The sequence below is a fragment of the Erwinia sp. B116 genome (assembly GCF_002865965.1).
GTDB lineage: Bacteria > Pseudomonadota > Gammaproteobacteria > Enterobacterales > Enterobacteriaceae > Erwinia.
Map to the genome: position 1 here is coordinate 1 of NZ_JRZZ01000087.1, position 3,244 is coordinate 3,244.

The following is a 3,244-nucleotide window of genomic DNA, read 5'->3' on the forward strand; positions in this document are numbered from 1 at the left end:
TTCTCTTTCGGGATTTCCTCATCCTTTCTGCCACTTAAGCGCGAGATCAACGATTGCAGCGCGGCCAGTTTTGCGGGTTTGGTGTTAGCATCAGCTTCAGTAAATCCCCGGGCTAAATATTTAGCTTTTTTCTCCTTGTTTTTTTCACCTGAAAAATCCCGAAACTCCGTAGTAATCACAAATGCCACATGATTTACATAGATATGGGCTTCAAGTTGACGGTAGATGTCAGGTGTATCCGATTCATTATGATCAAAAATAACGCCTTTACTTTCAGGAAGCAGGATTTTCTCTTTTAAAAATGGGGCGTCTTCCGGTTCGTTTTCGGGTTTATTAACCGCATCCCGTAACTCCTGCTCCCGCAGTTTTATCCGCTGCTGGAAGGCGGGCGGGTAGATCCATTTACTGCTGATTTTAAAGTCGTCGATAAAAATCATATCGCGCAGGCTGTTGTTAAATGACTGCGGCACATCTATCACATAACGTCCGATACACTGCGGTTTCGTCTCTGCAAACAGGGTGTCTATCACGGCACTCTCCTTCGGTGTGATATGCGGTAAGGTCGTGGCGATGGCCGGGGCAGCGAACAGCATGCCGGTAACCATCAGCGATAACAGGGTAAATTTCTGTACAGATTTCATGGGACCGGGACCTCCTTGACCATTTTCACAATCGCCCGCAGGGTAAACTGCAGGGCCGGTCGGTTAAGGATGTCTTTCAGGCTGTCAACATCATAAGCACCCTGATGCTCAACCGCGGTTGCCAGTATGCTTTTGATGCTGCTGCTTTGGCGTATGGCGCTCAGTGATTCCACCGGTACGGTACCGTCACCCGGCGTGCTGGATGAGGCGAGGTGGTAGACCTGAGCGCGATGAAGCGGCAGCAGGACTTCCCGGTAATTATTGGGCAGCTTTATATCCGTTTTTTTTGTGTAAACCTGGGTGATTTTCTTCCAGCTCAGCTTACCGTCAGAGCCTGTTTTATGACCATAAAATGCATAGCTATTAGGGTGATATTGATTGTCTAGTTTTTCAATGAACCTCTGTACTACTTTATTAATAAGATCGCTGTATTCATCCCAGTTATTTTTAATGACCGCCGCATCCTTGTCGATAATGTCGGCTTCATACAAGCGGTACCACAGGGTTTTATTCAGGTAAATCTCGCCAAACGGATCCTTCGTTTCAGGCAGTGTTATATCGCTGCCATCCTCGCGGCCCCCTTCCACCGTCAGCCAGGGCGCGCCATTAAGATATTTAGTAGAAGGCAGCAGCTGCAGCGGCGCCGGGGCGCGGGCCAGTACCGGCATCAGCTCCTGCGCCGTGTTGCCCAGCACCGCCCCTGCCATCCCCTCCTGTTTTGCCCCGACCTTCATGCGCCGGTACGCCGCAGGGGAACCGAGGTCCGGGATAACACCGTGAACAATTCCCAGAATTTTATCCTGCGCCCCGGCAATCTGCGACGCATAGCGCGCAACCAGGCCCCCCATGGAGTGGGTGACGAGGATGACTTTCTCCTGCCCGGCGGGAAACGCCATGCCGTAACAGTGCTCATGTCTGTAGAGGTCAATGACCTTGTCGATACAGGCAACCAGCCCCGCGGCCGAGGTCTTGTTGTCCTCCAGCCAGTTATAGCCACAGACGTGCAGCGGCAGCAGAAAATTGCGGTAGTGGTCCAGCTCCTGCCGGGTCATCACCGATTCCCCGCTGATTTCCGCCCCGTTATCCACTGCCAGCTGCCTGCCCACCAGCTGGCTTAAGATGCCGCCTTTCCCCTGAGACGGGGTTCCGTAATTAACCAGGTCCTGCTGCCAGTCATCCAGCAGTGCGCCCTGAAAGACGCTTAAAAATTTTCCATAACTGAAGGATAATACTTCCCCCCAGCCGCGTTTACGCCGCGATGGAAACAGTTTCCCGTCGTCAGAGATCGGTGAATGAAAGGTTTGATCGATATCGCCGCGGTTATCCACCTTTGTGGTATACGGGTTGAGCAACGCTCTTCGGCGGCTACCATTTTTTCCTGCCCACTTAAGATATACAGCGCCCATGCTGTCACCACGCCAGATAGTGTCTTCCCTTCTTGCTGATTTATTCGACATCAAATTAGTCCCCATCACACCGGGCAGAAATATCACCGGAATAACTTTAAGCGGGGGCTGCAGTAACACCACCTGAGCATTTAATGATTTCTTCTGGTTTTGTATCCCGTTCCAGTGAACCAGCCCGTGCCGGTCCCACTGCGGCTTTATACAGGTCACAGGCTGGCTGTTACCGCTTTCTGAGGGTTTCTCTTCCGTCATTTGTTGCGTCCTTTTATCCGTTCAGGTAGATACGTTGTGATTACACCGTCTGGTGCCTGTCCTTTAACTTTTTTTCGGCAAATCAGCGTTGAGTAAATCCACAGTGACATTATTCTGCGTTGGCGCTGCCCCCGATGAGGAGGTCGCCAGGGTTTGCTTTATGCCATCACCGTTCTCAAAACGTAATGTCTGGCCCGCCACAGGAGAGTTGTCGGAAAGGCGCAGCATCGTAGGCGTCACCGCAAAATCACTGGTATTCCACTGCCGGGCCGCCACGTTGATGCTCTGCCCGGCAAACTTTTGCCACACCGCGGCGCGCTGAATGATGTTGTCTGGCGCACCGCACTCGATGGAGCCGTTCGCTATCCGGATATATCCGCCACCGCTGGTCAGGATGATTTCCTGTTTAGCACTGATATACAGTTTTCCTTCGCTGCTGGAGATACGGATATCTTTCAGCGCATCCAGCGTCATCTCATCGCTCTGTGCCTGAATTTCCACTTTTCCCCGGCTGGCAAAGAGTTTTATTCCGAGTTTGTTGGCAAACAGACTTACGGCTTCCCCGGCCGCCACGGTGAATTTTTTTACTACGCTGAAATCGGTGTTTTTACCGCTGGCGCTGATAATATTTTCCCCTGCCGCAAGTTGCAGACTTGCCGGGGTAGCCTGAGCAATACCCGCCGGTGCGCTCAACAACAGTGCCGATTTTTTCAGCGCCGTCAGGCTCTCCGTAAGCAGGGCTTTTTGTGTCTGGATATCTGCCAGTTCAGCCTTAGCCGCTTCCACCGCGCTGTTTAATGCCTCAGCCTGCGTCAGCGCCTGCTGTAACTGGCTAATCGCCGCCTGCATCTCCCGCTGCTCACCCTGCGCCTTCGGCTGGCCGTCGGCGGTGATAAACAGTCCTTTCTCCGCCCGCAGCGTGCCCCAGCTGTCGCTGCGCAGCTC

The 3,244-nt window shown here is 52.7% G+C and carries 2 protein-coding genes and 1 pseudogene; all 3 read right to left on the reverse strand.

The genetic code is table 11. From position 1 onward, the window contains the following. Positions 1-641 (reverse strand): annotated as a pseudogene (locus NV64_RS22565) (hypothetical protein); the annotation flags it as partial. After that, positions 638-2,299 (reverse strand): acetyltransferase, encoded by a 1,662-nt coding sequence (locus tag NV64_RS22570; protein WP_101506838.1) that lies wholly within the window; start codon positions 2,297-2,299, stop codon positions 638-640. The pseudogene NV64_RS22565 and the gene NV64_RS22570, both read right to left, overlap by 4 nt. A gap of 63 nt (positions 2,300-2,362) precedes the next feature. Continuing rightward, positions 2,363-3,244: DUF2345 domain-containing protein (locus NV64_RS22575; protein WP_146005541.1), on the reverse strand; the 882-nt coding region annotated here is incomplete at its 5' end.

What these genes read in the sequence shown, in the direction of transcription:
- NV64_RS22570 (WP_101506838.1), bottom strand. Translation starts at nt 2,299, where the DNA reads ATGACGGAAGAGAAACCCTCAGAAAGCGGTAACAGCCAGCCTGTGACC.